The organism is Mesorhizobium sp. M1088 (assembly GCF_040318575.1).
Classification (GTDB): domain Bacteria; phylum Pseudomonadota; class Alphaproteobacteria; order Rhizobiales; family Rhizobiaceae; genus Mesorhizobium.
Genome location: NZ_JAMYMO010000002.1, coordinates 350499 through 373657 on the forward strand (window position 1 = coordinate 350499; position 23159 = coordinate 373657).

General features: G+C 62.1%; 24 protein-coding genes and 1 pseudogene. 13 read left to right on the forward strand and 12 right to left on the reverse strand.

Going from position 1 to position 23159, the window contains the following annotated elements:
* Positions 1 to 102 precede the first annotated feature (102 nt).
* Complete coding sequence (galE, locus tag NKH49_RS04365; protein WP_352925210.1) at positions 103 to 1098, forward strand: UDP-glucose 4-epimerase GalE; 996 nt, start codon at positions 103 to 105, stop codon at positions 1096 to 1098.
* A gap of 43 nt (positions 1099 to 1141) precedes the next feature.
* Positions 1142 to 2392: a D-amino acid dehydrogenase gene (locus tag NKH49_RS04370; protein WP_352613929.1), complete on the forward strand. Its 1251-nt coding sequence runs from the start codon at positions 1142 to 1144 to the stop codon at positions 2390 to 2392.
* 36 nt (positions 2393 to 2428) lie between these two features.
* Here NKH49_RS04370 and NKH49_RS04375 read toward each other — a convergent pair whose 3' ends face one another.
* From NKH49_RS04375 to NKH49_RS04405, 7 genes are all read right to left on the reverse strand, one after another.
* Positions 2429 to 3799 (reverse strand): FGGY-family carbohydrate kinase, encoded by a 1371-nt coding sequence (locus NKH49_RS04375; RefSeq protein WP_352613930.1) that lies wholly within the window; start codon positions 3797 to 3799, stop codon positions 2429 to 2431.
* Positions 3796 to 4113, reverse strand: coding sequence for an L-rhamnose mutarotase (gene rhaM, locus NKH49_RS04380; protein ID WP_352613931.1), 318 nt, complete (start codon positions 4111 to 4113; stop codon positions 3796 to 3798). Before rhaM ends, NKH49_RS04375 begins: the two co-directional genes overlap by 4 nt.
* On the reverse strand, positions 4113 to 5114 hold the full coding sequence (locus tag NKH49_RS04385) for an ABC transporter permease (protein WP_352541322.1): 1002 nt from the start codon (positions 5112 to 5114) through the stop codon (positions 4113 to 4115). The genes rhaM and NKH49_RS04385 overlap by 1 nt, the downstream gene beginning before the upstream one ends.
* On the reverse strand, positions 5111 to 6088 hold the full coding sequence (locus NKH49_RS04390) for an ABC transporter permease (protein ID WP_352613932.1): 978 nt from the start codon (positions 6086 to 6088) through the stop codon (positions 5111 to 5113). Before NKH49_RS04390 ends, NKH49_RS04385 begins: the two co-directional genes overlap by 4 nt.
* Positions 6085 to 7626 carry a sugar ABC transporter ATP-binding protein gene (locus tag NKH49_RS04395; RefSeq protein WP_352613933.1) on the reverse strand — a complete coding sequence of 514 codons (1542 nt, stop codon included), beginning with the start codon at positions 7624 to 7626 and terminating at the stop codon, positions 6085 to 6087. The genes NKH49_RS04390 and NKH49_RS04395 overlap by 4 nt, the downstream gene beginning before the upstream one ends.
* A gap of 83 nt (positions 7627 to 7709) precedes the next feature.
* Positions 7710 to 8705 carry a rhamnose ABC transporter substrate-binding protein gene (gene rhaS / locus NKH49_RS04400; protein WP_352448664.1) on the reverse strand — a complete coding sequence of 332 codons (996 nt, stop codon included), beginning with the start codon at positions 8703 to 8705 and terminating at the stop codon, positions 7710 to 7712.
* Positions 8706 to 8760: 55 nt separating this feature from the next.
* Positions 8761 to 9570, reverse strand: a complete 810-nt coding sequence (locus tag NKH49_RS04405; protein WP_352613934.1) for a DeoR/GlpR family DNA-binding transcription regulator — start codon at positions 9568 to 9570, stop codon at positions 8761 to 8763.
* A 187-nt stretch (positions 9571 to 9757) separates the two neighbouring features.
* Here NKH49_RS04405 and NKH49_RS04410 point away from each other — a divergent pair, with 187 nt between their 5' ends.
* On the forward strand, positions 9758 to 11860 hold the full coding sequence (locus NKH49_RS04410) for a bifunctional rhamnulose-1-phosphate aldolase/short-chain dehydrogenase (protein WP_352613935.1): 2103 nt from the start codon (positions 9758 to 9760) through the stop codon (positions 11858 to 11860).
* A 124-nt stretch (positions 11861 to 11984) separates the two neighbouring features.
* Positions 11985 to 13277 carry an L-rhamnose catabolism isomerase gene (gene rhaI / locus NKH49_RS04415; protein WP_352613936.1) on the forward strand — a complete coding sequence of 431 codons (1293 nt, stop codon included), beginning with the start codon at positions 11985 to 11987 and terminating at the stop codon, positions 13275 to 13277.
* A 67-nt stretch (positions 13278 to 13344) separates the two neighbouring features.
* Here the strand turns inward: rhaI and NKH49_RS04420 are convergent, their stop codons facing one another.
* Positions 13345 to 13590, reverse strand: coding sequence for a hypothetical protein (locus tag NKH49_RS04420; protein WP_352470138.1), 246 nt, complete (start codon positions 13588 to 13590; stop codon positions 13345 to 13347).
* Positions 13587 to 13721 carry a hypothetical protein gene (locus NKH49_RS04425; protein WP_352470139.1) on the reverse strand — a complete coding sequence of 45 codons (135 nt, stop codon included), beginning with the start codon at positions 13719 to 13721 and terminating at the stop codon, positions 13587 to 13589. The genes NKH49_RS04420 and NKH49_RS04425 overlap by 4 nt, the downstream gene beginning before the upstream one ends.
* Before the next feature lie 26 nt (positions 13722 to 13747).
* On the opposite strand from NKH49_RS04425, the pseudogene NKH49_RS04430 reads away from it, so the two are divergent.
* A pseudogene (locus NKH49_RS04430) lies at positions 13748 to 13888 on the forward strand (sugar isomerase); the annotation flags it as partial.
* Positions 13889 to 14276: 388 nt separating this feature from the next.
* Positions 14277 to 16013 carry a gamma-glutamyltransferase gene (ggt, locus tag NKH49_RS04435; RefSeq protein WP_352613937.1) on the forward strand — a complete coding sequence of 579 codons (1737 nt, stop codon included), beginning with the start codon at positions 14277 to 14279 and terminating at the stop codon, positions 16011 to 16013.
* A 64-nt stretch (positions 16014 to 16077) separates the two neighbouring features.
* Here the strand turns inward: ggt and NKH49_RS04440 are convergent, their stop codons facing one another.
* From NKH49_RS04440 to NKH49_RS04450, 3 genes are all read right to left on the reverse strand, one after another.
* Positions 16078 to 16419, reverse strand: coding sequence for a hypothetical protein (locus NKH49_RS04440; protein WP_292663955.1), 342 nt, complete (start codon positions 16417 to 16419; stop codon positions 16078 to 16080).
* Between the two features lie 181 nt (positions 16420 to 16600).
* Positions 16601 to 17047: a hypothetical protein gene (locus NKH49_RS04445; RefSeq protein ID WP_352613938.1), complete on the reverse strand. Its 447-nt coding sequence runs from the start codon at positions 17045 to 17047 to the stop codon at positions 16601 to 16603.
* Between the two features lie 139 nt (positions 17048 to 17186).
* Positions 17187 to 17486 (reverse strand): DUF1236 domain-containing protein, encoded by a 300-nt coding sequence (locus tag NKH49_RS04450; protein WP_352470142.1) that lies wholly within the window; start codon positions 17484 to 17486, stop codon positions 17187 to 17189.
* A 422-nt stretch (positions 17487 to 17908) separates the two neighbouring features.
* Between NKH49_RS04450 and NKH49_RS04455 the strand changes: the two genes are divergently transcribed.
* The 7 genes from NKH49_RS04455 (at position 17909) to NKH49_RS04485 (ending at position 23148) form a co-directional block, all read left to right on the forward strand.
* A complete protein-coding gene (locus tag NKH49_RS04455; protein WP_352613939.1) occupies positions 17909 to 18100 on the forward strand; it encodes a DUF3606 domain-containing protein in 192 nt (63 codons plus the stop codon).
* A gap of 78 nt (positions 18101 to 18178) precedes the next feature.
* Positions 18179 to 18550: a DUF6894 family protein gene (locus NKH49_RS04460; protein WP_352613940.1), complete on the forward strand. Its 372-nt coding sequence runs from the start codon at positions 18179 to 18181 to the stop codon at positions 18548 to 18550.
* Positions 18551 to 19124: 574 nt separating this feature from the next.
* Positions 19125 to 19502, forward strand: coding sequence for a VanZ family protein (locus tag NKH49_RS04465; RefSeq protein WP_352613941.1), 378 nt, complete (start codon positions 19125 to 19127; stop codon positions 19500 to 19502).
* 536 nt (positions 19503 to 20038) lie between these two features.
* Positions 20039 to 20686: a GntR family transcriptional regulator gene (locus NKH49_RS04470; protein WP_352683191.1), complete on the forward strand. Its 648-nt coding sequence runs from the start codon at positions 20039 to 20041 to the stop codon at positions 20684 to 20686.
* Between the two features lie 86 nt (positions 20687 to 20772).
* Complete coding sequence (locus tag NKH49_RS04475) at positions 20773 to 21618, forward strand: transporter substrate-binding domain-containing protein (protein WP_352470146.1); 846 nt, start codon at positions 20773 to 20775, stop codon at positions 21616 to 21618.
* 100 nt (positions 21619 to 21718) lie between these two features.
* Complete coding sequence (locus NKH49_RS04480) at positions 21719 to 22432, forward strand: ABC transporter permease (protein WP_352925214.1); 714 nt, start codon at positions 21719 to 21721, stop codon at positions 22430 to 22432.
* The gene (locus NKH49_RS04485; RefSeq protein ID WP_352613959.1) at positions 22429 to 23148 is read left to right on the forward strand and encodes an ABC transporter permease; all 720 of its coding nucleotides are present in this window, start codon (positions 22429 to 22431) and stop codon (positions 23146 to 23148) included. Before NKH49_RS04480 ends, NKH49_RS04485 begins: the two co-directional genes overlap by 4 nt.
* The last annotated feature ends 11 nt before the right edge of the window (positions 23149 to 23159 follow it).

Consider the following 23159-nt stretch of genomic DNA (forward strand, 5'->3'; position numbering starts at 1 on the left):
CGATGAGACTGGTTACCGCAGGTTTTAATGGCCTGGCGGCGGATTTTCCAGTACGGCGACGATTGAGACAGTTCCGATAAATCATGAATAGCGAGGATGCGGATGACGGTTTTGGTGACAGGCGGTGCCGGCTATATAGGTAGCCATATGGTCTGGGAATTGCTGGACACGGGCGACAGCGTCGTCGTCCTCGACCGGCTTTCTACCGGCTTTGAATGGGCGGTGGCCCCGGAAGCAAAGCTCGTCGTCGGCGACGTCGCCGACAGGGAACTGGTCGCTTCGATCATTCGCGACAATAAGATCGACGCGATCATCCATTTCGCCGGCTCGATCGTGGTCCCCGAATCGGTCGCTGACCCGCTTGCCTATTACGAGAACAACACCTGCAAGACGCGCACCTTGATCGAGACCGCGGTGCGCGAAGGCGTGCCCAATTTCATCTTTTCCTCGACCGCCGCCGTCTATGGCGGCGCCGGCCTGGAGCCGGTGCGCGAGGATGCCCGGCTTGCGCCGGAATCGCCCTATGGCCTGTCCAAGCTGATGAGTGAATGGATGCTGCGCGACGCGGCAATTGCCCATGGGTTGCGCTATACGGCGCTGCGCTATTTCAACGTCGCCGGCGCCGATCCGAAGGGCCGCACCGGCCAGTCGACGCCCGGTGCCACGCATCTGATCAAGGTCGCTTGCGAGACGGCGCTCGGCAAGCGCCCCTTCATGCAGGTGTTCGGCACCGACTATCCGACGCCGGACGGTACCTGCATGCGCGACTATATCCACGTCAGCGACCTGGCGGCGGCGCATCGGCTGGCGCTTCAGCGGCTGCGTGCCGGCGGATCGAGCCTGGTCGCCAATTGTGGTTACAGCCACGGCTATTCGGTGCTCGAGGTCATCGACAGCGTCCGTCGCGTCTTCGGCCATGATTTCGACGTACGGATGGGCGATCGCCGCGCCGGCGACGCCGCCGCGGTCGTCGCCAATTCGGAGCTGGCGCGCGGCGAGCTCGCCTGGACCCCGCAGCGCGACAACCTCGACCAGATCGTTGCCGATGCGCTTGCCTGGGAGCGCATCCTGACCAGCAAGAATTCGGCTCTGGGGTGAAGTGGGCTCTCCGCAAAGGTTGGCTCAGCGGGCTGGGGGCGGAATGAAAATCCTGGTGCTTGGGGCCGGCGTCGTCGGTACGGCGGCGGCCTATTATCTGGCCAGCGACGGCCATGAGGTGACGGTGATCGAGCGCCATCCGGCGGCGGCACGCGGCACCAGCCGGTCGAATGCCGGCCTGGTGTCGCCCGGGGACGCCACCGCCTGGGCCTCGCCAGCCGCGCTGAAGACGCTCCTGCGCGGCCTCTACAACCACGATCTCGGCATCAAGGTGCGGCTGCGCTTCGATCCGTTTTTTTTCGCCTGGAGCCTGCGCTTCCTGCGCCAGTGCACGCATAAGCGCATGCGCGCCAACACCGACGTCAAGCTGCGTCTGGCGCTCTATTCGCGCGACTGCATCAACGCCGTCTCGGCCGAGACCGGCATCCACTATGACGAGCGCAAGAAAGGCATTCTGTATTTCTTCCGCTCGCAGCAGAGTTTCGATACCGGCACCGACAATTACCGCTATCTCGGCGAACACGGCCTGCCGATCGAGATCGTCGGCCGCGACCGGCTGGTCGAGCTCGAGCCCGGCCTTGCCGGCGCCAAGGACAAGATAGCCGGCGGCGTCTATTCGCCGATCGACCAGACCGGCGACTCCAGCCAATTCACGCAGAACCTCGCTGCCTATGCCGCCGAGAAACTCGGCGTCCAATTCCTCTACGGCACCACGGTCGAAGGCCTCGACATCGACGGCGACCGGGTGCGCGCCGTGATGACCTCGGCCGGCCCGGTGGCGGGTGACGCGGTGGTCATTTCCATGGGGCCGGAGAGCGGTCTGCTCGGCCGCCGCTACGGCATCGATCTGCCCGTCTATCCCGTGAAGGGCTATACCGTGACTGTTCCGCTGGAAGATGAAAGCAAGGGGCCGATCATGGGTGGCGCCGACGAGGACCGGCTGATCGGCTATTCCAGGCTGGGAAATCGGCTGCGGATGTCCTCGACGGCGGAGTTCACCGGGTTCGACCGCACGTTCAAGCCACGCGATTTCAACTCGATCCTGAACACCGCCAAGGACCTGTTCCCCGGCGCTTTCGACGAGAGCAAGGCCGAGCTCTGGGCTGGACTTCGCCCGATGATGCCGAACTCCGTGCCGGTCATCGGCCGGGCGCGATACGACAATCTCTACCTTGACACCGGCCACGGCCATCTCGGCTGGACCATGGCCTGCGGCTCGGGAAAGTTCCTTGCCGATGTGGTCGCCGGCCGCAAGCCGGAGATCGATCCGCAAGGATTGCTCTATGCGGGCTAGGCATCTCCGGACATCAGGGCGCCATGAGCTCGGCGGTCAGGCTCGTTCGTCGACCGCTGAACGCCAGGAGCGCACGTAACTTGTCCAGAGTGGATCGGCCGACGGTTCGGTCCTTTCGCCTCTGCCTTGCGGTGTCCCCTGGTCCGACGCCAGCAAGGCGGCGCCGATACTGGTGCCGGTGGCGGCCTCGGAGGCGATGACGCCACGCGCCGTCGCCGCAGCCAGCATGCGGGTGAACAGCCGGTTGCGGGCGAAGGGTCCTTCGACGATGGTTGGACCGTCCGCGCCGATCAGGTCGAGGCAGGTCGCGGTCATCAGCGCCAGGTAGAACGAGATGGTGACAAAGCGCTGGCCGACGCTCATACCGTCCGCGTTAAGCCATGATGCGGTATGATGCGGAAACGGGCCCGAACCCTTTTGGGTCGAGGGCAATAGGGACGTCTTGCGCGCCAGCACCGTGGCAACATCGTCTTCCGTCCAGTTCTCCGATTGGCCCTCGGTCAGCACGGAAAACTCGCGGCCACCCATGAAGCGCGCCGACGGCACGGGATCGCCGAGCGCGTTGACATTGACCAGCGTATCGCGGGCCGGGTCGAGCGCGATCTTGTTGCCGCCAACCGCCATCGACACCACCCAGGTGCCGGTCGAGACCACGGAGAAAGGCGGTCGGTCGGACAGGAGATGTGGCAGCAGCGAGGCGTTGGAATCGTGCAGGCCGCAAAACACCGGCGTTTGCGGGTCGAGCCCGGTCCGTGTCGCAAGCGCGGGCAGGATCGGGCCCAAGCGGTCCTTGGCCTGCCGCACCGGCGCCATTAGCCGGCGCCATTGCAGCCGGTCGACCAGCGACGAAAAATCCGCTTTCCACGGGTTCCACAGATCGGTGTGGCAGCCGAGCGAAGTCACCTCGCTGGCGGCGACGCCGGTCAGGCGCAAGGCCCAGTATTGCGGATACATCAGGATCGCGGAGGTTCTGGCGAAATCCGCCGGAAAGCGCTTCTGCTGCCAGAACAGCTGCGCGCCGAGATTGAGGCCGGCCAGCAGGCGCGGCGTGCCGGTCTCGGAGAACGCCGGACGGATCGTGTCATAGTCCCCGGCAAGGGCATCCGGACCGTCGAATTCGTAGTCGAGCACCGGCAGCGCCAGCTCGCCTGATGCGTCGACCAGCACGGACGTTGCGCCATGGGTGGTGATCGATATCGCATCGATGCGCTGCTCGCGATCGATCTCGGCTAGGCTGCCAAGGATAAACGCCCATAACCGCTCGACGTCATGGTGCGGGTATGGGCCTTGCCGAACCGGCTCGTTCACCATCCTGCGCAGCGTGACTTCGCTTGCTGCGGCAAGATCGACCAGCGCCACCTTGGCGTTGGTCTTGCCGATATCGATGACGGCGACGTGGCGGGTCATTCCATATGGAACATTGTTTCCAGCGGCACCGCCACCGGCTCGTTGTTCGGCTTGGTCTCCATGATGTCCGCCATCTCGGCCCACCAACGCTGCATCACCGGATGCTTCGGCAATTCGTCCATGCCGTGGTCGTCACGGCGCCACAGCACGCCGAACAAGGTGTTGGTCCCTTCGTCGAGATGGATCGAGTAATCGGAGATACCGGCCTGCTTGAGCAGCTCGACCAGCGACGGCCAGATGTCGTCGTGGCGCTTCTTGTATTCGGCCTTCATGCCCGGATTGAGCTTCATCTTGAACGCGTATTTCTCCGGCATCAGGCAAAGCGCTCCCGCCGTACTCGCCGCCACAGGATCGGCAGCGCGATGACGATGATCAGCAGCAGGCCGATGAAGATCGACATAACAATCCCTGGCACATTGAGCAGGCCGAGGCCGAAGGTCACCAGCCCCATGATGAAGGCCGCGAGCACCACGCCCACTATGCTGCCGGCCCCGCCCAGGATGCTGACGCCACCAAGCACCACCATGGTGATGACTTCCAGCTCGTAGCCCTGCGCGATCGACGGCCGGGTCGAGCCGAGCCGCGATGTGATCAGCACTGAGGCGATGCCCGCCATCAGGCCGGTCAGGCAAAACAGGATGAATTTGATACGGCCGACGCGTACGCCGGAAAACTGCGCCGCGACCGGGTTGTTACCGATGGCAAAGACCCGGCGGCCGAAGCTCGTCCGGTGCAGAAGGAACCAGTAGACGACTGCCGCGACCAGGAAAAGCGTCAGTTCGAACGACACCACCCACCAGACATAGCCCTGGCCGAAGAAGGCGAAGCTCGCGGGATAGCCCTTGTAGGCCTGGTCGCCGAGGATGATGAAGGCAATGCCGCGAAATAGGCTCATCGTGCCGATGGTGACGACGATCGACGGCAAGCCGAGCCTGGTGACGAGCAGTCCGTTGAAGGCGCCGCAGCCGAGCCCGACGACGAGGCCGATTGCCACCAGTTCAGGCATGCCGGCGCCGGCCTGCACCGCCATGCCCATCATTGTTGACGCCAGCGCGATGATGGCGGCCACCGACAGGTCGATTTCGCCGGAGATGATCAGCAGCGCCATGGCCAGCGCGATCAGCGCCTTTTCCGTGAAGTTGAAGGTGAGGTCCGACAACGACCACGCGTCGAGGAAGTAGGGCGAGGCAAAGCTGTTGACGGCAAAGATGGCAACCGCCACGACGACCAGCAGCGCCTCCCATGAGAAGATCGCCGACGTCAGCGGCTTGTCGAGCCGATCGGGAATGTGGCGTGGGGCAGGGGTGTCGGTCATGCCGCTTCCGCTTTCTTGAGGATGATGCGGCCTTGCCGGCGTTCGCCGCGCGCGTTGAGCACCACGGCCAGGATGATGGCGCTGCCTGAAATCGCCATCTGCCAGAAGGGCGAGATATTGATGACCGGCAGCGCGTTGGAGATGATGCCGAGGAACAGCGCACCGAGCACGGCGCCGCCGACCGAGCCGATGCCGCCGGCGATCGAGATGCCGCCGATGACGCAGGCGGCGATGATGTTGAGCTCATAGCCGTTGGCGACCTCGACCGAGGCGATGACGTAGCGCGAAATCCACAGATAGCCGCAGAGGCCGCCGATCATCCCCGAGATGCAGAAGACGATGAATTTCGTCCGGCCGACATCGATGCCGGCATAGACCGATGCGGTCGGGTTGACGCCGATGGCATAGATCGAGCGGCCGAGCGCGGTGCGCGTCATCACGAGGAAAAACAATGCAATGACCAGCAGGGCGATCCACGACAGTACCGGAATGCCGAGGAAAGCCGCACGCTGCAGGCCGATGAACTCAGCGCTCATCTGGTCGGCGTTGACCCAGGCGCCGCCTGAAATAACGAACGTGGCGCCGCGGTAGATGGTGAGGGTGCCGAGCGTTACCACGATCGAGGGAATGTTCAGCCGCCATACCAGCAGGCCGTTGATGGCGCCGAGCACCAGGCCGACCAGCAGTGCGATGACGATCAGCAGCGGGATCGGGATCGCCGGATGCGCGGCGTTCAGCATTGCCACCACCATGCCGGTGAAGCAGAGATTTGAAGCCATCGACAGGTCGATCGAGCGGGTCAGGATGACGACCATCTGGCCGAGCGCCAGGATCATCAGGATCGACGTGTCGTTGAACACCTGGCGCAGGTTGGCCGGATCGGCAAAACCTGGAAACCGCGTGGAGATCAGCCCGATCAGCACGACGATTGCCGCCAGCAGCCAGACCTCGCGGTGTTTGAGAAGAGCCTTCATGCCGCGATCCCCGCTGCCGTCCTGACCAAGGTTTCGGCGTCGAGCCCTTTATTGTCGTAGACCGCGGCAATGCGGCCCTCGCGCATAACGACGACGCGGTCCGACATGCCGAGGATTTCCGGCAATTCGGACGACACCATGATCACCGACAGGCCTTGCGCGACGAGCTCGGCCATGAAGCCGTGCACGGCCGCCTTCGAGCCGATGTCGATGCCCTTGGTCGGCTCGTCCAGGATGATCACCTTGGGCGCGGTCGCCAGCCATTTGGCGATGACGATCTTCTGCTGGTTGCCGCCCGACAGCGTGCCGACGTCCTGGCTGAGCGAGGAGGCGCGCAGATCGAGCCGCTCGGTGTAGGAGCGGGCCAGCGCGAACTCTTCGGCCAGCCGCAATATGCCGGACTTGGATGTCCGTTTGAGCGAGGGCAGCGAGACATTCTGGAAGATCGGCAGGCCGATCACCACGCCTTGCTTGCCGCGCTCCTCCGGCACATAGACGATGCCGGCGTCGATCGAATCCGCCGCCGATTTCGGCGCGATTGCCTTACCCTCCAGCGTGATCGTGCCGCCGCTGGTGCGGGTGATGCCTGATATCGCCTGCATCACCTCGCTGCGCCCGGCGCCGACAAGGCCGTAGAAGCCGAGGATTTCGCCCCTGTGCAGCTCGAAGCCTATGTCGTCGAACTCGGTCGGGTGCGACAGGCCGGAGACGGCCAGCACCGGCGCGCCGATCTCGGCCTTGCGCTGCGGAAAGATGTGATCGACCGAGCGGCCGACCATCATGCGCACGATCTGGCTCTGGCCGGCGTCCTTGATCAGGCCTTCGCCGACCATCTCGCCGTCGCGGAACACGGTATAGCGGTCGGCGATGCGGTAGATCTCATCGAATTTGTGGCTGATGAACAGGATCGCCTTGCCGTCGCTCTTGAGGAATTCGATCAGCAGGAAAAGCTCTTCGATCTCCTTCATCGAAAGCGCTGCCGTCGGCTCGTCCATGATGACGATCCGCGCGTCGATGGACATGGCGCGGGCAACCGCGACTAGGTGCTTGTTGGCAATGCCGAGGTCCTTCAGCCTGGCGTCGGCGTCGATATGGCCGGCGCCCATCGTGTCGAGCACCTCGCGGGCATTCTTGCGCATGGTGCGCCAGTCGATGGTTTTGAAAGGCGTGCGCGGCGCATGGCCGAGGAAGATGTTTTCGGCCACCGTCAGGTCGTCGAACAGCACGGTTTCCTGGTGGATGGCGGTGATGCCATGCCCGAACGCGGCGTGGGCGCTGGGCAGTATGACCGGCTGGCCGTCGATGCTGATCGTGCCAGCATCCGGCTGGTAGATGCCGGTCATGATCTTGACCAGCGTCGACTTGCCGGCGCCGTTTTCGCCGATCAGCGCGGTTACCTGGCCGGGATAGAGCGACAGGCCGACATTGTGCAGCGCCCGCACGCCGGGAAAGCTTTTCGAGATGCCGGACAGCGTCAGGCGCGGTCCGGATGACAAAGGCGCTTCATGTGCCACTTCGTGCTGGGCTGTCGTGTCCATAATCGTATCAAGCCCTGTAGCAAGGTTCGTTTGAAAGCGCGGCGGAACCTGAGCCCCGCCGCACCGTTTCGAAGGTCCCAGGATCAATAGATCTTGGAGAACTTTTCGATGTTCGACTTGTCGAACTGGAAGGGCGGAGCCATCGCAGCCGAGTTGGTGTCGTCGAGCGTGACCTTGCCGACGCGGCCGATCGACAGCGTAGCACCGGGCTTGGCCTCTTCCTTCTTCACCGCCAGGTCGTGGGCGAGGTAGACGGCGGAGTAGCCGAGATCGATCGGGTTCCACAGCGCAACCGCCTGGCTGGCGCCATTGTCGATGAACTTTTTGAACTCCGACGGCAGCGCCAGGCCGGTGACGTTGACCTTGCCGATCAGGCCTTCATCGGTCACCACCTGCGCGGCGGCAACGACGCCGACCGTGGTCGGTGCGATGATCGCCTTGAGGTTCGGATAGGACTTCAGCAGGCCCTTGGCTTCGTCCGTGCTCTTGGCCGAGTCGTCGTCGCCATAGACGGTGGCGACGAGCTTGATCTTGGGGAACTTCTCCGGCAGCACCTTCTTGGCCGCGTCGATCCAGGCATTCTGGTTGGTCGCGGTCGAAGAAGCCGACAGGATGGCGACATCGCCGCCTTCCGGCAGGTAGTCGGCGGCCAGCTTGATGATGGTCTCGCCGATCAGGTTGGTATCGGAGGGGTTGAGGTGAAGCTGGCGTCCTTCCGGCGCGACGCCTGAATCCCACGAGATGACGGTAATGCCGCGCTGCATCGCCTTCTTCAGCACTGGCACCAGCGCGTCGGCGTCGTTCGCCGAAATGGCGATGGCATTGACCTTCTGGGCGATCAGCGAATTGACCACTTCGATCTGCGCTTCGGCGGTCGCCTTGGTCGGGCCGGTGTAGATGATGTCGACATCGCCGAGCTCCTTGGCCGCCTCTTCGGCGCCCTTGTTGGCGGCGTCGAAGAAGCCGTTGCCGAGCGACTTCACCACCAGCGCGATCTTGACGTTTTCGGCGTAGGCGGCATTCACGAACATGGCGGCGGAGAACGCCGCCGTAACCATCAGTTTCTTCAGAAAGCTCATCGAATATCCTCCCTTGAGCGTTGCATTCCATCGCCGCTGCGGGCGTGAGTGGTTCTCAGGCCTGCAGCGAAGATTCTTCCTTGTTGGTTGCCGTTGTGCGGGCGATGATCAGCGTCACGCCGGCAGTCTCCAGCATGTTGGCTTCGCGATCCTCGATGGCGTCGTCGGTGATCACCGTGGCGATGCGCGACAGGCCGCACAGGATCAGGCTCGAGCGTTTGCGGAACTTCGAGGAATCGACCAGCACCACCAATTCGTCTGCCTGGTCGATCAGTTTCTGCTCGGCCTGGATCAGCAGCGGGTCGCCTTCCATAAGACCGAGCGGCCCCAGCCCTTGCGCGCCCATGAACATGCGGCGCGCGTAGAAATTGCGCGTCACGTCATTGTCGAACGGCGACAGGATGATGTTCTGCTCGCGGTAGATGGTGCCGCCCGACAGCATCACCGTGTTCTTGGAGTGCCTGAGCAAGTGCTCCGCGATCGGGAAGGAATTGGTGAAGATCGGCATGCGGCGGCCGGTCAGGAAATGCACCATCTGGAAGGTGGTGGTGCCGCCATTGATGATGATCGGCTCGCCGTCCTTGCACAGTTCGACGGCTTCCCGCGCGATTGCCCGCTTCTGCGAAGCGTTGATGGTCTCGTTGACGGAAAAGGGCCGGCCGGCAAGGCCGATGAACTGCGGCGGCAAAAGCGCCTCGGCGCCGCCACGCACCCGGCGCAGCCGTTTTTGCACATGCAATGCCGCGATGTCGCGCCGGATCGTCGCCTCCGACGACTCCGTCAGGTCGACCATCTCCTGCACCGTCACCACAGGCTTTTCCTGGACGGCGGACAGAATGATCCTGTGGCGCTCTTTCTCGTGCATGGTTCCTCCCTGCCGGAGCATCTAGTCACCCAAAGCGCGCAGTGTCAATCATTTCCGATCAGATAATTTCATTGTGCAATGCAATATGACTGATATTGATCGTTTGTGATTGACAAGGCCGCTGCTTGCGTAGAAATTCGTACAAAAGGGACCCGCGCCGTTTGCGTGTCCCAAAGGGAGGATACCTATGCTCGACAAGCGCTCCGGCACGCGCCTCGCCAATCTTTGGGATGACGCAAAAGCGCAAGCAATGAGCGAGCCCGAACGTCTGGTCTATCGCTCGAATGTTCTTGGCTCCGACAAGCGCGTCACCAATTATGGCGGCGGCAACACCTCCTCCAAGATCTGGCAAAACGATCCGCTCACCGGCGAGAGCGTGGAAGTGCTGTGGGTCAAGGGCTCGGGCGGCGACAGCGCCTCGATCAAGCTCGACGGCTTCGCCACGCTCTACATGGACAAATTGCGGGCGCTGAAAGGTCTCTATCGCGGCCTCGAACATGAAGACGAGATGGTCGGCTATCTGCCCCATTGCACCTTCAACCTCAACCCGCGTGCGGCTTCCATCGACACGCCGCTGCATGCCTTCGTGCCGAAGCCTTTTGTCGACCATATGCATCCCGATGCCATCATCGCCATTGCCGCCGCCAAGGATTCGCAGGCGCTGACCAAGGAGATCTTCGGCGACACGATCGGCTGGCTGCCATGGAAACGTCCGGGCTTCGAGCTCGGCCTGTGGCTGGAGAAATTCTGCCGCGAAAACCCCGAAGCCAAGGGTGTCGTACTGGCCAGTCATGGCCTGTTCAGCTGGGGCGACACACCGAAGGAATGCTACGAGACGACGATCTCGGTGATCAACCAGGCGATCGACTGGTTCGAGCGCAAGAGCCAGGGCAAGCCGATTTTCGGCGGCGAAGTCGTCAAATCCCTCGATGCGCCTGCGCGTCGCGCCGCGGCCGCAAAACTGATGCCGAGGATCCGTGGCCTGATCTCGGAGAACAGCCACAAGCTGGGCCATTTCGACGATTCCCCTGCCGTGCTCGAATTCGTCAATTCCAGGGATTTGCGGCCGCTGGCGGCACTCGGCACGTCCTGCCCGGACCACTTCCTGCGCACCAAGATCCGGCCGCTGGTCATCGAGTTCGACCCCCAAAATCCCGACGTCGATGCCGTCATTGCCCGTCTTGCCGATGATGTGGCGGAGTATCGCGTCGGCTATCAGGCCTATTATGACCGCTGCAAGCACGCGGATTCGCCACCGGTGCGCGATCCGAACGCCGTCGTCTATCTGATGCCCGGCGTTGGCATGTTCACCTTCGCCGGCGACAAGGCGACGGCGCGCATATCGGGCGAGTTCTACGTCAACGCCATCAACGTCATGCGCGGTGCCTCGACGGTCTCGACCTATGTCGGCCTGCCCGACCAGGAAGCCTTCGACATCGAATACTGGCTGCTCGAAGAGGCAAAGCTGCAGCGCCTGCCGAAACCAAAGGCTCTTGCCGGCCAGATTGCGCTGGTCACCGGCGGCGCCGGCGGCATTGGCCGGGCCACCGCCAACCGGCTGCTGCGCGAGGGCGCGTGCGTCGTGCTGGCCGATATCGACGAAGCAGCCCTTGCCGGCGCCAATGACGAGCTTGCCAAGGCCTATGGCAAGGATTTCGTGCGGCCCGTAGTCATCAACGTCACGTCCGAGGATCAGGTGATCTCCGGCTTTGCCGAAACGGCGGTCGAATTCGGCGGCATCGATATTCTGGTCTCCAATGCCGGCCTGGCCTCCTCGGCGCCGATCGAGGACACCACGCTGACGCTGTGGAACAAGAACATGGACATCCTGTCGACCGGCTATTTCCTGGTTTCGCGGGAGGCGTTCCGGCTGTTTCGGGCGCAGAAGATCGGCGGCAACGTCGTCTTCGTCGCCTCCAAGAATGGGCTTGCCGCATCGCCAAACGCCGCCGCCTATTGCACTGCCAAGGCCGCCGAAATCCATCTGGCACGCTGCCTGGCGCTGGAAGGCGCGGAAGCGCAGATCAGGGTCAATGTCGTCAACCCCGACGCCGTGCTGCGCGGCTCGAAGATCTGGAGCGGCGAATGGAAGGAACAGCGCGCCGCCGCCTACAAGATGTCGACCGACGATCTCGAGGAGCACTACCGCTCGCGTTCGATGCTGAAGCGGTCGGTGTTCCCCGAAGACATCGCCGAGGCGATCTATTTCTTCGCCTCCGATATGTCGGCCAAATCGACCGGTAACATCATCAACGTCGACGCCGGCAACGCACAGAGTTTTACGCGATAAGCAGTCGTTGAGGGTTGGCGCCGACGCCGGAGCTTTACCCTTCTCCCCGTCACTATACGGGGAGAAGGTGCCGGCAGGCGGATGAGGGGCAGCGCCGACCAACACAAATTGGGAGGAAACCACCATGTCCGAAACCATCATCTCCGCCGACCTCGTCGACAGGCACAATGCCGCGCGCAGCGCCAATCTCAAGCGCGACTACGAGTCCCTCGGCGAGCGCCTCGACCGCCGCGGCATCGCCATCGACGCCATCCGCGACAAGGTCGAGAAATTCGCCGTCGCCATCCCGTCCTGGGGCGTCGGCACCGGCGGCACCCGCTTTGCCCGCTTTCCCGGCGCCGGAGAGCCGCGTGACATTTTCGACAAGATCGAGGACTGCGCCGTCATCCGGCAATTGACGCAGGCGACGCCGACCGTCTCGCTGCATATTCCCTGGGACAAGGCCGATCCGAACCGGCTGAAGCAGGCGGCATCCCGCTTCGGCCTCGGCTTCGACGCCATCAACTCCAACACCTTCTCCGACGCCAGGGACCAAAAACTTTCCTATAAATTCGGCTCGCTGTCGCATGCCGATGCAGCAACACGCCGGCAGGCGGTCGAGCATAATCTCGAATGCATCGAGATCGGCAGGACGCTGGGGTCCAAAGCGCTGACGGTATGGATCGGTGACGGCTCGAACTTTCCCGGCCAGGTCAATTTCGCCAAGGCATTCGAGCGCTATCTCGACGCGATGAAGGAGATCTATGCCGGACTGCCGGACGGCTGGAAACTGTTCACCGAGCACAAGATGTACGAGCCGGCCTTCTATTCGACCGTCGTGCAGGATTGGGGCACCAACTACATCATCGCCAACGAGCTTGGCGACAAGGCGTTCTGTCTGGTCGACCTTGGCCATCACGCCCCCAACGTCAACATCGAGATGATCGTGTCGCGACTGATCCAGTTCAAGAAACTTGGCGGCTTCCATTTCAACGATTCGAAATATGGCGACGACGATCTCGACGCCGGCTCGATCGATCCCTACCGGCTGTTCCTCGTCTTCAATGAACTGGTCGATGCCGAGCTTGCCGGTGCCGAAGGTTTCGATCCGGCCCACATGCTCGACCAGAGCCATAACGTCACCGATCCGATAGAAAGCCTGATGTTGTCGGCGGTCGAGGTGCAGCGCGCCTATGCGCAGGCGCTGCTGGTCGACCGCAAGGCGCTCGAAGGCTTCCAGGACGCTAATGACGCGCTGATGGCGACGCAGACGCTGAAGACAGCCTATCGCACCGACGTCGAGCCTATCCTTGCGATGGCGCGGCTGAAGACCGGCGGCGCCATCGATCCGGTCGCCGCCTACCGCGCCGCCGGCTACCGGGCGAAGGTCGCAGCCGAACGGCCGGCGGTGGCGAGCGTCGGCGGCGGGATTGTTTGATATTGGCTGAAAAACGAAAACCCGCCTAAGGCGGGTCGTCGGTGCGAATCAATCGCGATTGTTGCGTTTATAAGCCCAGGCTTGGGCGGATCGCATTCCAGTCTTCCCAAGCATTCTCAAGCCTGATGTCATCATAGCCGCGCTTCTCCGCCACCTGCGCGGCGACGTCGTATGGCATCGCCATGCATGCGGCGCTGTCCCTGATCGCCACGACTTCGTCCTCAGTCAAAGGCGAGCCCTTTTGCTGTTCGCGATTGAGCAGAACCGCCACAAGCGATGGGATCGCTACCAAAACCAACTGCTCGTCGGTCACGTCAAATTCTCTGTCGGCTTGTACTTCACCAGCTTCTTGAGCCGCTCGCCCAAGGGCTTCTCGTCGTCGCGTTCAGGCCCGCGGGCTACGTCCTTGAAGTTGTGGATCTGGGATTGCTTCGGATCAGCCATGCTTGCGCCTGTACCATGCTCAGTGGCTGCGGCCTATCCTTGCCATGGCGCGGCTGAAGACCGGCGGCGCCATCGATCCGGTCGCCGCCTACCGCGCCGCCGGCTACCGGGCGAAGGTCGCAGCCGAACGGCCGGCGGTGGCGAGCGTCGGCGGCGGGATTGTTTGATATTGGCTGAAAATGAAAACCCGCCACGAAGGGCGGGTCGTTGGAGCCAATTAGCACCATATCCAAATTAGTAGCATAGCTGCCGGCACAAAGCAAGAACAAAGTTGCTGTGTAACTGAAAAATTCTGAGAGCCGCGATGAAGCGTGGCCTTGCTACCAACGCTGCGGCGCTCAGAAGTTACGGCATGGATCCTAGGGCGGAGCAGGAGCGAAGCGACGTAGCGGAGACCCTAGGATCCATGCCGTTGCAGTCGCCGAAGATTGCAACGGCGGTTGCGAGGCGAACCGGCACAGGCGTGCGAACCCTCCCGATTCTTTCGATCTTCGCAGTAGACTCAACCGCTCCAAGCGCGTTTTCTAGGCCTACCCCACGCCTCGGAGCACGGCCATGCACAACACCCGCCGAACGCTAATCGCCGTAAGCCTTTCCCTCACCCTGACCTTCGTACCCTTCCTCGCCTATGCCGCCTCGCCGCAGCCGGCGAAGGGCGAGCACGGCATGGTGGTGACCGCCCAGCATCTTGCGTCTGAGGTCGGCGTCGAGGTGCTGAAGAGGGGCGGCAACGCGGTCGATGCCGCGGTCGCCGTCGGCTATGCGCTGGCCGTGGTCTATCCGACCGCCGGCAATATCGGCGGTGGCGGCTTCATGACCATCCGCTTCAAGGACGGCCGCTCGACCTTCCTCGATTTTCGCGAGCGCGCGCCGCTGGCCGCGACCAAAACCATGTATCTCGACAAGGACGGCAAGCCGGTAAAAGGCGCCAGTCTCGACGGCTATCTGGCGGTCGGCGTGCCGGGCTCGGTCGCTGGTTTCGAGATGGCGCGGGAGAAATACGGCACGCTGTCGCGGCAGGACTTGCTGGCGCCGGCCATCCGCTTTGCCAAGGAAGGCTTCGTGCTGGAGCAGGGCGATGCGGCCTCGCTCCAGGGCGGCGCCGAGCGGTTGGCGAGGGACCCAGCGGCGGCGGCCATTTTCCTCAAGCCGGACGGCAAGCCCTATGCTGTCGGCGAGCGTCTTGTTCAGCCCGACCTCGCGGCTTCGCTGGCCGCCATTTCCGAACGCGGGGCGGATGCCTTCTACAAAGGCGCGACCGCCGACGCCATCGTCAAGGCGAGTGGCGAGAAGGGCGGCATTCTGGCCAGGGCTGATTTCGAAAACTATGCGGTGCGCGAGCTCAAGCCGGTGACCTGCAATTATCGCGGCTACGAGATCATTTCCTCGCCGCCGCCGAGCTCCGGCGGCGTCATCATCTGCGAGATCCTCAACGTGCTTGAGTTCTATCCGTTGTCCTATCTCGGCGCCGGTTCGGCCGAGACGGTTCACGTCATGGTCGAGGCGATGCGCCACGCCTATGTCGACCGCAATTCGGCGCTCGGAGATCCCGGTTTCATCGACAATCCGGTCGCAAAACTGCTCGACAAGAATTACGCCAGGGAAATTCGCGAAAAGATCGATCCGTTCCGGGCCGGCGTCTCGCAGGAATTGATGCCGAAGGGTTTTGGCGAGAGCAACGAGACGACGCATTTTTCGATCATCGACAATGATGGCAATGCCGTCGCGGTAACCTACACGCTGAACGGCTCTTTCGGCGCCGGCGTTGTCGCCGCCGGCACCGGCATCCTGCTCAACAACGAGATGGACGATTTCACCCAGAAACCCGGCGTGCCCAATCTCTATGGCCTGGTCCAGGGCGAGGCGAATGCGATCGCGCCGAAAAAGACGCCGCTGTCCTCGATGAGCCCGACCATCCTCGCCAAGGACGGCAAGCCGTTCATGGTCATCGGCAGCCCCGGCGGTTCACGCATCATCACCATCACGCTGGAGGCGATCGTCAACGTCGTCGACCACGGTATGAACATCCAGGAGGCCATCGACGCACCGCGCATCCATCACCAATGGCTGCCTGACACGGTCTATATCGAACCTTTCGGCCTGTCGCCCGATACCGAAGAGCTGCTCACCGGCATGGGCTACCACCTCGATCTTGCCGACACGACCTGGGGCCAGGCGGCCGGCATCCTGGTCGGCGGCAAGAGCCTGGCGGAAATCGAGAAGGGCGGCGGCACCCGCTACAATGGCGCCATCGACAGCCGCGCCGCATCCGGCAAGGCTATCGGGTATTAGACCCCAAAAGTGGGAATCGGTTTTTCGGATAAGATCATGGTCAACAATAAGATTTCGCTCTGAATCAGGTGACCAGCGCGATCGTCGACGCTATCAGCATCAGCGCCGCGATGCCGACGAACAGGGCGTAGATGCGTGGCCGGTCGAGCAGAAGCGCATTGCCGGATATCCATGCCGCGGTGGCGCCACCAAGCGCGAAAAAGAAGGTGCTGCGGCGCCCGAAGCTCAAGCCGGCAGCCATCAGGCCACCGATGATCAGGGCGCCGAACACGATGATCACGGCGACTGCGTATTTCTCGAAATCGTTGCTGCCAGCGCTCGGGCCGATTGCGTTCAACCTCGACAGATCGTCCGGATCGAACGGGCTGGTCGACCCATATTCGTCTTGACCGACAGGCTCATGCATTATTCGTTCTCCGCAAACCGACAGCAAATCATCAAGCCTCGCCGAGCGCAACCGCTCGCCGAATGTGATCGGCACGGTGTTCAACACTTTCTGGCGGCGGCTTGCCAGAGATTTTTGAATTCGCGCTTGGATCGCCGCCCCGCTGCGCGGCCTGGTCAAGCGCCTTGCCCGAGCTGAACCTTCATGCCGCCCTGGCCAAAGACTGCGTTGCCTGAACGGAAGCCCCAAGCACCGCCTGTGCGCTGTCTGCCTGCCTTTCATCGACATGCGCCAGCACCAGGATCACACCTTGTGCGGCATCTGGCTTGCCTGGCTGCTTGCCGATATCGGACAATGCGCCGAAAAGTCTGCCGGCAACGCAGCCCAAGGCTGCACCGACGAGGGCCGATGCCAGCCATCCCGCGCCGAGGGGATCGATGCCGGGGATATCGAAGGCGCCGAGGCCGGCCAACAAACCCGCCGCGCCAAGGGCGGCACCGGTGCCTGGAACGCGCAAGACGGCGCCGATTTCGTCGTCGTAGGGTCCGATGATACTGATCTGGTGGCGCGCAATTCCTGCCGCCTGAAGTGCTTCGACGGCTCGCGCCGCCTGGTCATGGGAATCAAAAAGTCTGCTGATTGTTCGCATTGAAACTGCCTGTGAGGCCCCCCGGCCCTCGACGGTGCGGCGGGTTCCTGCTGAGCGACGACGCCGAGGAACCGCCTAACGCATACGTCGCCCGCCGCGGATTTGCGAGCGGCGGGGGACGACTGCCCGAGCTTTCACGTCACTCGATGATCTTGACGATCTTGCGCGTGCCTGGGTCGACAACGACGGTGCGGTTGTCGACGACGACATAGCGGTATTTGACGTTGGGGACTTCATGAAGCTCGACGGTATCGGGGAGCGTCGAGCCGATATTGAGCTCCACCCCAGGGATTTTCACCGAGGCCAGCGGCTGCTTTTTCACATACTCCTTGATGATCGTTTCCTGCTGCGGTTCGATGACAACGTCTTGCGCCGCAGCGGCGCCGATGCCTGCCAGCAGCAAAAATCCCGCCACCGCGGTGGAAAGATGCATTCTCATGGTCGTCTCCTTTGCGAACTCGGTCCGCTCTTCACGCCAAGGCTCACTCGAACGGAAGGCAGCTGAAAACGTTCCGTCGACGGGGCTTCGGTCCCGCCCGGCAGGGACCAACCGACGTGTTGCCGCAGGACCTAAGTCTGATCCTTGCGCGCAAAGGGTGGGTTTGCCGCGTGACCCGGAACCGTGGCGGCGCGTGGCCGTTGCTGGCTGCACGTTCCGGGAGGATTCCATGGAAAAGGTCGACGGTTGCTCGCACCGGTCCTGGCTGTTTCCATTCCGATCGAATCCGGCATCTGCGCAGCACTGTCCCTTCCTGCGCCGATAAGGGTTCGCGCGTCACTTTGTGGCGGGCGAACCCTCAAATTGCTGCGTGCACCAAAGTTGACCCCCTGAAGCGAAGAGAAGGGGCGAGGAGAGCGGAAATGGCCGATGACAAGAGCAAGCGAGACTTCAGCGACCGAAATCGCGTTTCGGCGGATGAATATTATGAGGTCGAATATTTCGCGCGGGAAAATGGTGTTTCGCCCAGCCAGGTGAGCAAGCTGATCAAAAGGACCGGCGGCGACCGGATAATCCTCTCGCAGGCGGTGAAGGCATTGCGCGAGCGCAAGTGAGCTGGCGGCGAAGCCAACGGTGGAAAGGCACTGATCGCGATCGGCCGAGATCCGGCCAGCTATCGACAACGTGCCCGGATGCCGCCGCTTCGGCCAAGCGCAATGCCCCGCTACTTCTTCGATTCCGATGAAGACGGAATTGTCTATTCCGACGATCAGGGAACGTTATATGACGATCTCCCGCTGGTCAGGAAAGAAGCCCTTCGCACATTGGCCGAGATGGCCAGGGATGGCCTTCCTCATCGCAGGATTGCAGTCAAGGTCCGGGACGACCGTGGCGGTCTGGTCCTTGAAGTGGCTTTGACCTTTGCCGTTGAAACGCGGCACTTCGACGAGCGGATTTTCCGGATCGACTTGCGCACGAACTACGGCTCGATCATCATCGCGCCGAGCATCAGATTTCTGGTGCAGCGGCATCTTCCCCTGGCGCGGAACATTAGAAATCTCTAATTGTTATCTTAAGCAGCGGGAACCTCCCAGGTTTCTGCTGCAGATCGGGTGCAACCCGATCGGCCCGCGCCCTCCGCCAGAGGCGCGGGCTTCGTTTGTTTAGCCGATGCGCAACGCCGTTCGGCAGCAGCATATTGGAGGCCTGCGGGAGCATTAGTAACATCTGTCGTTACCGCGGCGCCCTGGCGCCCAGGCAACGGAGCCCGTCGTCCGACAGGGCGGCGGGCTTTTTTGACGCGGGTCGGTCATCACGCAATCGATGGAATTCTGGCCGGCGCCGCTTCGTGTGGCATGGGGTAAGGTGCCCTGACGCAGCGCCGGTCAAGCGGAAATCAGGTCCGCCGCAGCCAGATTGTAGCCGCGCCGGCGCAGCAGGTAATTGCGTGATCGCGGAAGCCGCACCATTGCAGAGCACTCCCAGCAGTTCGGCCTGCCCAGCGGCTGACCCGCGGCATTCATTCATTCTGACGATGCATCGGACGCCCCGACGGCGGAAATTGGACACCGCGCTCGCTCGCGACTATGGCGGCCGGCGGTATTCCCTGCAGATTTCGGATGAAAGGCCATTCTATCCTTGTCGCGCCTGGATTCTTATCAGATCGTGGCAAGGTTTGCCTTTACGGCCGCGTTTGCCGGCGTTCTGCTGTTCGCCCTTTTGCCGGAGCAAGTCCTGCGGGGCCTTGGCCTGGCTTTCACGTTTGATCACGACAAGCTCAATCACGCCGCCGCCTTCGTCGTCCTGGCGGCTCTCGGAAGTCTCGGCTGGCCGGAACGCAAGGCGAAGCTGATCGTACTCCTCGTTCTCACGGGCGCGGCGATCGAGGGGCTTCAGGCCGTGCGACTGATAGGGCGCGACCCGGATCTATTCGACTGGGTCGCCGACTGCGCGGGAATCGCGTGCGGACTGATGGTTGCAGGCTGGACAAGGCGGCTCGCCGGCGGATTGCCATAGCTCGAAAGCGCATAACGGAATCGGCGCGCCCGTGCCCCAATAAGGGGAAATTGGCCGGCGCCACTGGGGGGCGCGTTGGGGTAAGTTGCCTGATGGGGCGCCGGCCAGGCGGAAAAATTACGTCCGCCGCAAAGTAACATAGCAGGAACGGCAAAGCGCGGCAGTAGCGTGATCGCGGAAGGTCCGCATTGGCGCCTCCGGTGCGGTGACCCGTTTTGGATCAACAAATCTGGCACCTGAATTGCACTGCAGGCAATGCCGGGAAATCCCGGCAATCGTCCCCGAATATGGGGCCTCGCCGCTTCGCAAATGGAGCGGCGGGCCTTTTTGCCGGACGTTGAAAAGTAGGCCGATCAGCGGCTTAGCCGATCACGGTGTGCTTAGCCCGATTTCCCCTGCCAAGTGCTTATTCTCACAAGAGAAATTCTAAAGCGCCCAAGCATCGGTGCTTGACACAGGTTTCGACAACTGGATAAGTGGATACACAGATACGCTCTGATCGGACCTGGGACATGGCAGCTGACGCAATCGAGCCGTTGGGCATCACGACCGCCGAGGAGGAAGCTTATCGCCACATTCAGCGGGCCCTGAGGATGGGGCGTTATCGGGCCGGGGACCGGCTGATCCCGGAAGAGATCGCGACGGAAATCGGCATGAGCCGCATGCCGGTTCGCGAAGCATTCCGCCAACTGGCCGCGGAAGGTCTTGTGGTCATTCGCCCGAACCGTGGCTGCATCGTCGCCGGGCTTACCCTCGATGAGATCTACGAAACCTTTGAAATACGCTCGGTGCTCGAAGGGCTGGCGGTGAGGCTTGCCATGCCGCACATCGATGCCGAAGTGCTTGAAGAACTGGAACGCCAGCTGGACCGCATGGAGCGCGCCAGCCAGACCGGCAGCAGCGACTGGGTCGTGCGCCATCAGGCCTTCCATTTGCAGATTTGCCAACTGAGCAACCGACCCAAACTCGTCCGGCAGATTGCCAGCCTGCACGTCGTGATCGAGCCCTACCTGCGCATCTGGTTCGACTATGTCGACAAACCCGCCAGCGCGCGTGCCGAGCACGAGATCCTGATCGACGTGCTGCGGTCAGGTGACGCCGGCAAGGCTGAGATCGTCATGCGGGATCATATCGTCGAGACAGCGCCGCTTCTGGCCAACTTCGCAAGTCCCGGCCGCCGCTAGGGAATACCATCTAACTCGTTGAAGCCGAAAGATAATCCGGCACGACGAAAGGGAACTGCCGTACCGGCAAAAAAGAGGAGAATGACATGAAAATTAGCCGCATCGCAGCCATTGCGTCGGTCCTGTTTGGCCTGGTCCAGGCCGCCGTTGCACAAGAAACACCAAAGGCAATTACCATTGCCACCGAAGGAGCCTACGCGCCCTGGAATTTCACAACAGCCGACGGCAAGCTGGACGGCTTCGAAGTCGATCTCGCCAATGATCTGTGCGGGCGAATGAAGATCGAGTGCAAGATCGTCGCACAGGACTGGGACGGCATGATCCCCGCGCTGACCGTCGGCAAGTTCGACGTGATCATGGCGAGCATGTTCATCACTGAAAAACGTCTGAAGGTCATTGATTTTACCCAGCCATATGCGGTTGACCCCTCAGGTTTCGCGGTCGCCAAGGATAGCGAACTGGGCAAGCTCGGCATTTCCAACGAGCGGTTCAAGCTGGACAATGAAGCCACTTCGCAGGCGGCAATCGACAAGCTCAAGCCATTGCTGAAGGGAAAGATCATTGGAGTTCAGGCTGCAACGGCGAACCTGGAATTCCTGAAAAAATACTTCTCGGACGTCGCCGAGATTCGCGAATACAAGACCACCGAGCAACACGATCTCGATCTTGCCGCGGGTCGCATCGACGCGCTCTTCGCGCAACAGACAGCGCTGGCCGCCACGCTGAGCAAGCCGGAGTTCAGCGACTATACGCTTGCAGGACCAGGATTTGTCGGGGGTCTCTTCGGTCTTGGCTCCGGGGCCGGCATCCGCAAAGAGGACACCAAACTGAAAGACATGCTCAACGGCGCCATCGACGCCGCGACCGCCGACGGCACGATCAAAACCCTGTCGCTTAAATGGCTCAAGAGCGACGTTACTCCAGTCAAGTAAGCGCTTGCCGGCGAACGGCCATTCCTGACCACGTTCCGGAGCTGAGCCGTTCGTCCTGCCGGGGGCATCAATGCCGGGGGTATCAATGCCGGGGGTATCAATGGTTGACGCATTCCGGCTGCTTGGTTTCCAGCACGGAGGTTGGGGGGCTGCTCTTCTCATGGCGGCCTCGGTCACAGTGCTCCTGTCTATGCTGGGCTTTGCGCTTGGCGCTGTATTTGGCGGGCTGGCAGCGGCCGGGCGTCTCCGCAACTCCAAAATATTGAGGTTCTTGGCCCTTGGCTATTGCACGGTTTTCAGGGGCGTGCCCGACCTTCTGACCATTTATCTGCTTTACTATGGAGGTAGCGTCGCCCTGACCTCGCTTGGTCATAGCCTGGGCGGGTCCGGATTCGTCGGCGTTCCGGCCTTTGCCACCGGAACCTTGGCTATCGCGATCATCTCGGGCGCCTATCAAGCCGAGGTCTATCGAGGGGCTTACGTCGCCATCGACCAGGGACAGCACGATGCCGCTTGCGCGCTTGGTCTCAACCGGCTGCAGCGGCTGCGACAGGTTATTTTTCCCCAGCTCCTGAGATACGCGCTGCCAGGTCTCGGCAATGTGTGGCAGTTGGTTCTGAAGGACTCGTCGCTGATATCGGTAATCGGCCTCGTTGAACTGATGCGCCAGGCGCAGATCGCTGCAGGTTCGACCCGTGAACCGTTCATTTTCTACATTGCTGCAGCCTTGCTCTATCTGGCTATCGCTTCCGTCACGGGCCACGCCTTTTACCGTCTGGAACGGAAGGCGCCGTGGCGCGTCCGGTCGGCATGATAGATTTCAGTTTTTTCCTCGAGATCCTGCCGAAGCTACTCGCCGGCCTGCCGCTCACGATGGAACTGGCCCTGACTTCCATCGTTGCCGGCTTCATTCTTGCCGTCACATTGGCGCTTGCCCAGCAATCGGAATCGCCCTTCGTCGTCTTGCCGATCCGTGGCTTCGTTGCCGTGTTCAGGGGCACGCCTCTGCTGGTGCAGATTTTTCTGACCTATTATGGCCTTGGTCAGTTCCGGCACCAACTGTCGGCAATTGGATTATGGACCGTTTTCCGCGAACCCTACTGGTGCGCAATCATCGCGCTGACCCTCAACACCACCGCCTATGGCAGCGAAATCCTCCGCGGCGCGATTCAATCGGTGCCACGCGGCCTTGTCGAGGCGGCCCGGTCTGTCGGCCTGTCCACCTATTTGACGTATCGGCACGTTATCCTGCCGCTGGCCTTTCGCCAGGCGCTGCCGAGTTACGGCAATGAAATCATCCTGATGATCAAGGGCACGTCTCTGGCTTCCATCGTGACCTTGATGGAGGTGACTGGAATTGCCCAGGGATTGATCTCCCAGACCTACCGCGCCTTTGAAGTCTTCATCTGCGCGGGCGCCATTTATCTCACTTTGAATTTCGCGATCATTCGGGCCTTGGCGGCACTCGAATACTGGATGTCGCGGCATCTGCGGCACCGCCCCTCGACGATGAGCGACGCCGCCTCTTGAGCACGATCAGA

What these genes read in the sequence shown, in the direction of transcription:
- NKH49_RS04485 (WP_352613959.1), top strand. Translation starts at nt 22,429, where the DNA reads ATGATAGATTTCAGTTTTTTCCTCGAGATCCTGCCGAAGCTACTCGCC.
- ggt (WP_352613937.1), top strand. Translation starts at nt 14,277, where the DNA reads ATGCACAACACCCGCCGAACGCTAATCGCCGTAAGCCTTTCCCTCACC.
- NKH49_RS04410 (WP_352613935.1), top strand. Translation starts at nt 9,758, where the DNA reads ATGCTCGACAAGCGCTCCGGCACGCGCCTCGCCAATCTTTGGGATGAC.
- NKH49_RS04375 (WP_352613930.1), bottom strand. Translation starts at nt 3,799, where the DNA reads ATGACCCGCCACGTCGCCGTCATCGATATCGGCAAGACCAACGCCAAG.
- NKH49_RS04370 (WP_352613929.1), top strand. Translation starts at nt 1,142, where the DNA reads ATGAAAATCCTGGTGCTTGGGGCCGGCGTCGTCGGTACGGCGGCGGCC.
- rhaS (WP_352448664.1), bottom strand. Translation starts at nt 8,705, where the DNA reads ATGAGCTTTCTGAAGAAACTGATGGTTACGGCGGCGTTCTCCGCCGCC.
- NKH49_RS04395 (WP_352613933.1), bottom strand. Translation starts at nt 7,626, where the DNA reads ATGGACACGACAGCCCAGCACGAAGTGGCACATGAAGCGCCTTTGTCA.
- NKH49_RS04455 (WP_352613939.1), top strand. Translation starts at nt 17,909, where the DNA reads ATGGCCGATGACAAGAGCAAGCGAGACTTCAGCGACCGAAATCGCGTT.
- rhaM (WP_352613931.1), bottom strand. Translation starts at nt 4,113, where the DNA reads ATGCCGGAGAAATACGCGTTCAAGATGAAGCTCAATCCGGGCATGAAG.
- NKH49_RS04385 (WP_352541322.1), bottom strand. Translation starts at nt 5,114, where the DNA reads ATGACCGACACCCCTGCCCCACGCCACATTCCCGATCGGCTCGACAAG.
- NKH49_RS04440 (WP_292663955.1), bottom strand. Translation starts at nt 16,419, where the DNA reads ATGCATGAGCCTGTCGGTCAAGACGAATATGGGTCGACCAGCCCGTTC.
- rhaI (WP_352613936.1), top strand. Translation starts at nt 11,985, where the DNA reads ATGTCCGAAACCATCATCTCCGCCGACCTCGTCGACAGGCACAATGCC.
- NKH49_RS04445 (WP_352613938.1), bottom strand. Translation starts at nt 17,047, where the DNA reads ATGCGAACAATCAGCAGACTTTTTGATTCCCATGACCAGGCGGCGCGA.
- NKH49_RS04480 (WP_352925214.1), top strand. Translation starts at nt 21,719, where the DNA reads ATGGTTGACGCATTCCGGCTGCTTGGTTTCCAGCACGGAGGTTGGGGG.
- NKH49_RS04450 (WP_352470142.1), bottom strand. Translation starts at nt 17,486, where the DNA reads ATGAGAATGCATCTTTCCACCGCGGTGGCGGGATTTTTGCTGCTGGCA.
- NKH49_RS04405 (WP_352613934.1), bottom strand. Translation starts at nt 9,570, where the DNA reads ATGCACGAGAAAGAGCGCCACAGGATCATTCTGTCCGCCGTCCAGGAA.
- NKH49_RS04475 (WP_352470146.1), top strand. Translation starts at nt 20,773, where the DNA reads ATGAAAATTAGCCGCATCGCAGCCATTGCGTCGGTCCTGTTTGGCCTG.
- galE (WP_352925210.1), top strand. Translation starts at nt 103, where the DNA reads ATGACGGTTTTGGTGACAGGCGGTGCCGGCTATATAGGTAGCCATATG.
- NKH49_RS04460 (WP_352613940.1), top strand. Translation starts at nt 18,179, where the DNA reads ATGCCGCCGCTTCGGCCAAGCGCAATGCCCCGCTACTTCTTCGATTCC.
- NKH49_RS04425 (WP_352470139.1), bottom strand. Translation starts at nt 13,721, where the DNA reads ATGGCTGATCCGAAGCAATCCCAGATCCACAACTTCAAGGACGTAGCC.
- NKH49_RS04390 (WP_352613932.1), bottom strand. Translation starts at nt 6,088, where the DNA reads ATGAAGGCTCTTCTCAAACACCGCGAGGTCTGGCTGCTGGCGGCAATC.